We start from the raw sequence: 6,000 nt of genomic DNA, 5'->3' as shown, positions 1-6,000 counted from the left end.
GCAAAATCAAAGACCTGTTCCACAAGGCGAGCTACCGGATTGTCCAGCTTGCTGCCCGGCAAAACATCGGGACGATCGTCATCGGACATTTTCTGGATCGCGATCCCCTCCCCCCCTATGAACAAGGAATCACACATCGCTTCTCCGGAAAAAGGATCAAACGCGGCTTATATAAGAGTGGGAAAGGCTTGGTCAATGCCGATGTGAACGGTGCAGCCAATATCCTGCGAAAAGTAGTCCCAACCGCTTCGGCTCATGGGATAGAGGGGTTGGACGGTACTCAGTCCGTCAACGTGTCAACTCCACTGGTGTTACACATTCGGTAATTTGCGATTGATACACCAGAAACCCCCACTTCAACCAGAGCCTCAGCGATGGTAAGTGGCGGGAGTATTCATCTCTCCTTTTTGGTATTGGGAATAAACTCCCTGTTTTCAGCCATGTTGTCGATCGCATATCGGGCACAGTAGATGTCCTGCTCGGTTGTTCCTCCGCTGACGCCGATCGCTCCGATCAGTTGATTCTGTTGATCGCGGATCGGCACCCCCCCGCCAAAGATCACCATCCGCCCGCCGAGATTGTGCTGCAGGCCGTATAATTCCGCCCCTGGCTGGCACAGCATGCCGAGTTCGTCTGTCGCCATCCGATTGACCAGCGCCGTGAAGGCCTTGTCCTGGGCAAGCGTGATACTGACGATTTCGGCATCGGCATGTCTCTTAAAACCGAGCAGATGGCCAGCGGAGTCAACCACAGCCGCGGAGATGGAAATCCCCAACCTTCTTGCCTCCGATAAGGCGTCTTCCAGCAGCTGGTTTACACTTTGTTCGTTCATACAGATTCCTCAGCTCCTTGGTCCGCTTCGGACAAGATCATGCCAACCTGCTCCAGCCTCCTGGGATCCTGGGCCAATCGCCTGATGACGAAGTAGCCGGCAGCCAGGTAAATCAGAACGATATAGGGCAAATAGCTGTACGGCGCAGGTGGAACAGGATACAGCGAGCCGATCAGGGGAACGAGCATGATCAAAGCGGCGAAAATCGGCAAAAAGCCGTACCTGATCGGATGCTGCCGCAAGTTCCCTTGCCGCTTTTGGTAACGTACAAATCCAAACGCCGCCAGCATGTATACCGGGATGATGCCGAGCGTCAGCAGCGCTCCCAAGTACCCGTAGGTGTTGGAAGGCCCTACTGCCATTCCCATGATCAGCATCAGGACGAGCGAAAGGATTCCTTGGGCCAATACTGCATTGACAGGAGTGTGGTATTTGGGGTGAACCTTCGCGAGAGCGGCCGAAATAATCTTCTCCCGCCCCATCACGTAGACGACGCGTGCAATCGCATTATGCACATTGATGGAGACGGCCAAGATGCTGCTGATGCCCGCCAAGGCGATCAACAGTACGAAGATGGGACCGCCAAAATTTGTGGCAATCGTGACAAACGGGGATACGTCGGATGCAAGCTGTGCCATATTGTCCAAGCCAAAGCCGTTCACCAGCGTAAAGGTGGAAAAGAGGTAGATCAACCCGACTAACAGCGTGGAGCCCATCAAGGCCCGGTACACGTCCTTGCGCGGATTGCGAACCTCTTCGGCCAGCGTGGTCGCCGACTCAAAGCCGACAAAGGAAAGCATCCCGTAGATCATGCCAAGCGCAATGCCGGAAAATCCGGCAGGGCTGAGCGAGGGATTAAACACGGTAAAATGAATGCCGTTAAAACCGCCCTTGGCCATCACGATGATGCAAAGCACGACCATGACCAGGACTTCTGCCAAAAACAGGTAAAGACTTACTTTCATCGATTGCTTGGCCCCGATGTACGAGACGTACAGGACCAAAGCCCAGGCGAGAAGCGAGATAATCAGCCAATGGATATTCAGGTTCAGGTAAGAATGGAGCAGATCGCTCACCGTTATGCCGATGAGAGCCAACTCGGCAGGCTCCAACACACTGTATCCCAAAAACATCAACCAGCCGGTTATAAACCCGGTACGCGGACCGAATCCCTTTACCGAAAACGTGTAAAACGCGCCGGCGCTCGGGGCGATTTTGCTGAATTCCCCGATCGTATTGGCCAGGATTAAGGCTGCAAACAGCGATACCAGAAAGGCAAACGGCATGGCTGCTCCGGCAAATCCGGCGGCGTACGTCGTATTGAAATACATCGATACGGCTGGCCCCATGAATGCGGCCGACATGACAATGGCGTCCCAGACGGACAGGTTTCGGATCAGTCGAATTTGTTGCGGTTTGGTAGAGCTCACATTACGCAATCCTCCTCATTTTTCTTTTTTTGTGACCAACAAAGACAAGCACTGTATGCTGATGTATCACTTCCTTTGCCAGAGACAGGCAAAATTTTGGTAAGATTGTATGCTTGGCCGCCCGGAAAAATGTTTGACAACGAATATCTTCTCACTGGTTCGGCAAAAATCCTTTTGATATAATTGGAATTTTTTGAATTTTATTTTTGAACGAAAAAAAGCACCTGACAATACAGGCGCTCAAGCTTATTTTATGCCTTGTTTTTTGCATATAACCAGTTGTAGTAACTGGCGTGCTTTAATTCATCCGTCATGATTTCGAAAATGACATCCCTGTATGGGGCAGGTATGTTCAGGTAGATGGTCCGGTATTTTTCAAACGCCTTCAGTTCTCCCATCAGCGCCCGTTCAATTCCCTCCAAATAGCTGGACGGACGGGTGAACCCTTCCCCTTCAGCAGCGGGCGGAGCCATACCGGTCAACTGTGTATAAAGCTGCCGAAAATATCGTCGGTGCTTCCTTTCATCATCCCGTATGCCCGCGATGACTTGCTTCTCCTGTTGTGTAGGAGCCACACTGATCAAGTAATCGTAGAATAATTCGTCTTCCCGCTCACCGGCTATCCCCTGTTCGATCAGACTGATGACCAAATTCATGTTCCCGGCCCCTGGTTGGGGTTCCAGGTTGACAGGCAGCGGAACATACGGGTAGTAGTGTTGGTAAAAGATGGGGACCACTCCTTCTTCGTACTTCACCTCCTTTAGGCTATTCACCTTATTGCGTAGTGGTGTACGATTTACTCCGATAAAATCTTCTTCAGCTTCTCATTTAAGAGCCGCGCCTCCGCAACCGCTCGTTTGTCGCGGAGGATATCACCCGGTCTATTCCCTTCTCCGATGATGTATCCGCCAAACGGCATGCCTACAAATGAAAAGATGTACTGGAACTGCTGGATCAGCGGCAATCCCTTGATCCGTGGTTCGTCCCCTCCGGCCGCGATTACGTAGGCTTGCTTGTTCGCTAAAGACTCTTTAAACGAAAAGCGCTTGTCCCGCAGACTTTGCGACCAGCGATCGACAAAATCCTTCATCACGCCAGACATTCCGTACCAGTAGATAGGGGTGGAAAAGAGCAAGATCTCGTGTGACAGCACCGCCTGAATCACGCTGTCATAATCGTCTGTCACCGGTGCAAAGCCTTCCGGATCATGCCGCTTGTCCACAATCGGTCTGATATCCAGCTTCCTCAAGAATATGCTGGTATGGGGTATTCCCTCCAAGGCGCAGTTCGTCAGCTGTTCCGTATTGCCGTTTTCCCGCGAGCTTCCATGCAAAACCAAAATCTGCATCCCGATCGCTCCTTTCACAGACACTTGAATAATATTCCATTATATACGGAAAGGGCTGTGAAAACGAATGTATGTTAAGCATGTGATGTTAACGGAAATAAAAAATATTTCTCTCGATCTTTTAAGAAAGGACGAACAAACAACCCAACTAGAGCTGCTATTTAGGTTACATAATGTTTGTTATGTTATGAATTTCAATCCAAGTTTTACTTAGCAGTTACCCCGCCATCTGGCACTACTGCACTTCCCGTCATGGCAGAGGCTTCATCCGATGCGAGAAAAAGCGCAACATTGGCAATCTCGCGCGGCAGAATCGTCCGCCCGATCGGTTGGATATCACGGATGGACTCCAGTACCTTTTCCCGTCCGCCGAACAGTTCGGCATGGGCGTCGTTAAAGGTCGTATCCACCCAACCAGGGCAGATGCAGTTGACCCGAATGTTGTTTTGCGCAAAGTCCAGGGCCATTTGCTTGGTCAGCATCAGGATCGCTCCCTTTGAGGCGACGTAGGCGGATAACAGCGGTTCGGCGACAAAGCTGTTGGCCGAAGCCATGTTGACGATGGAACCGCCGCCTGCCTTAATCATCTCCGGAATCGCGTATTTTCCCGTTAAAAACATGGATTTTACGTTGATCTCCATCGTCCGGTCCCATACCTCTTCCTCCAAGTCAACGACAGAGCCGGGTATATTAACCGCGGCATTGTTGCACAGGACATCCAGTTTTCCATATTTTTCAATCGTAAAGGCGATCAGGTTTCTGACCTCTTCCGCTTGCGAGACATCGCACTTGAAAAAGACGGCTTCTCCTCCCGTGTCGCAGATTGCTTTCGCCGTATCCTCTCCCGTCTCCCGCAGATCGGTTACGACGACTCTCGCTCCCTCTTCCGCAAACCGCTTGGCAATCGCCTCTCCAATCCCGCGCGCCGCTCCAGTCACGATCGCTACTTTCGTTGCAAGTCTCATTTTGCGCTCCTCCCGATCCTATTTTGATTGGTTCCTTACAAATCCCGCAAAACAGGCGGCACTTCTTTATATCCCTTGGATTTGACAGCCCCCAGGATCACGCCGATCAACATCCACGTAAACCCGACGATGAACGTCATTCGGTCAAACCCGGACCAGACGTAGGCGATGATGGCAAATCCGATCAGCGGCAGCAGGACGTAGTGGAAAAAGCCCGCTGCGCCTCTTTGACGCTTTTTGGCATAAAAGTATACGAATACAGTGACGTTCAAAACCATAAACGAGGTCAAGGCTCCAAAATTGATCAACTGGATGATCGTATTCAGCGAAACGAATACAGCGACGAAAAACGATACGATGCCGACGAAGATGGTGGCGTTGAACGGTGTTTTGTAAACCGGATGGATTTTTCCCAGCACCCCGGCGAACGGCAGCAGCTTGTCGCGGCTCATCGAGTAGATAATCCGGGAGATGGCGGATTGGATCGCCAGTGCATTGGCGATGCCGACCGCTGCAGCTCCTACCAGGATCAAGAGGTAGTACAGGAAGTCCCCGCCCACTTCGCGGGCGATATCGAAGAAAGCCATGTCCGGATCCAATCCCTCGTAGGCGGGATGCGCAAGCGCCGCCAGATAGGTCTGGAGCATGAAGATCAGACCGATGATGATCAATGAAGCGACTGTTGCCCTGCCCACTGTTTTGGCGGGATTTTTCACTTCTTCCGAGAGTGTGCTGATTACGTCAAATCCGAGAAAACCGAGAACGGCAATCGACGCGGAAGTCGCCAGGAAATGAGGATTCACCTTGTCAGCCTGGAACAGCGGTGCCAGTGAGAAGCCGCCCATACCGTGGCCGTCGATGAACACGTATTTGATTGCACATGCGATAAAGATCAAAAGCACCGCGATTTCCAGACAGAGGAAGATAATGTTGGCGCGAGCCGTTAACGTAATGCCTCTCGCATTAATAAACGTGATAATTCCGATGAACAGCAAAATAAACACAAAAGAAGGAACAGACGGAAAAATACTTGCCAGCCACATTGCCGAAAAAGCCGTCAAAAGAGCGGGCGCCATAATGTAGTCGACGGCGATCAGCCAGCCTGACACAAACCCGACGTGCGGATTTAAGCCCCGCTGCACGTAGGAGTACACCGAGCCGGCAATGGGAAACTCCTTGCTCATCTTGCTGTAGCTCAAGGCCGTAAACACCATCGCGACGATCCCGACAAGGTAGACGAGCGGCACCATGCCGAAGCTTTCCTGGGCGATCATACCGTACACCTCGATCGGTGCGATCGGCAGCATGGTAATCAGCCCGAAGACCACCAAATCTTTAAAAGTAAGCGTTCGTTTTAACTCTTGTTTGTAACCAAGGTTTGTTGATTGCTCTGCCTCCATTGTATTTACTGACATTTCTGACATA

The 6,000-nt window shown here is 51.4% G+C and carries 6 protein-coding genes and 1 pseudogene; 1 reads left to right on the top strand and 6 read right to left on the bottom strand.

Features of this window, described 5'->3' with window-relative positions; all coding sequences use genetic code 11:
- A pseudogene (locus ACI7RC_RS24630) lies at positions 1-326 on the top strand (RNA-guided endonuclease InsQ/TnpB family protein); the annotation flags it as partial.
- Between the two features lie 68 nt (positions 327-394).
- On the opposite strand, the gene ACI7RC_RS24625 reads toward ACI7RC_RS24630, so the two are convergent.
- The 6 genes from ACI7RC_RS24625 to ACI7RC_RS24600 form a co-directional block, all read right to left on the bottom strand.
- Positions 395-832: a GlcG/HbpS family heme-binding protein gene (locus ACI7RC_RS24625; RefSeq protein WP_408110828.1), complete on the bottom strand. Its 438-nt coding sequence runs from the start codon at positions 830-832 to the stop codon at positions 395-397.
- Entirely contained in the window at positions 829-2,262 is a 1,434-nt protein-coding gene (locus ACI7RC_RS24620; RefSeq protein WP_408110827.1) for an APC family permease, read from the bottom strand. Before ACI7RC_RS24620 ends, ACI7RC_RS24625 begins: the two co-directional genes overlap by 4 nt.
- Before the next feature lie 251 nt (positions 2,263-2,513).
- Positions 2,514-3,017, bottom strand: coding sequence for a ferritin-like domain-containing protein (locus ACI7RC_RS24615; protein WP_408110826.1), 504 nt, complete (start codon positions 3,015-3,017; stop codon positions 2,514-2,516).
- Between the two features lie 41 nt (positions 3,018-3,058).
- The gene (locus tag ACI7RC_RS24610; protein ID WP_408110825.1) at positions 3,059-3,610 is read right to left on the bottom strand and encodes a flavodoxin family protein; all 552 of its coding nucleotides are present in this window, start codon (positions 3,608-3,610) and stop codon (positions 3,059-3,061) included.
- A 206-nt stretch (positions 3,611-3,816) separates the two neighbouring features.
- Positions 3,817-4,575, bottom strand: coding sequence for an SDR family NAD(P)-dependent oxidoreductase (locus tag ACI7RC_RS24605; RefSeq protein ID WP_408110824.1), 759 nt, complete (start codon positions 4,573-4,575; stop codon positions 3,817-3,819).
- 35 nt (positions 4,576-4,610) lie between these two features.
- Positions 4,611-5,999: an APC family permease gene (locus ACI7RC_RS24600; RefSeq protein ID WP_408110823.1), complete on the bottom strand. Its 1,389-nt coding sequence runs from the start codon at positions 5,997-5,999 to the stop codon at positions 4,611-4,613.
- Between the last annotated feature and the right edge of the window lies 1 nt (position 6,000).

Origin of the sequence: Brevibacillus sp. B_LB10_24, assembly GCF_046036945.1 — a bacterium.
GTDB lineage: Bacteria > Bacillota > Bacilli > Brevibacillales > Brevibacillaceae > Brevibacillus_C.
The sequence above is the reverse complement of the archived record's forward strand: the minus strand, read 5'-3'. Positions and strand labels throughout refer to the sequence as shown.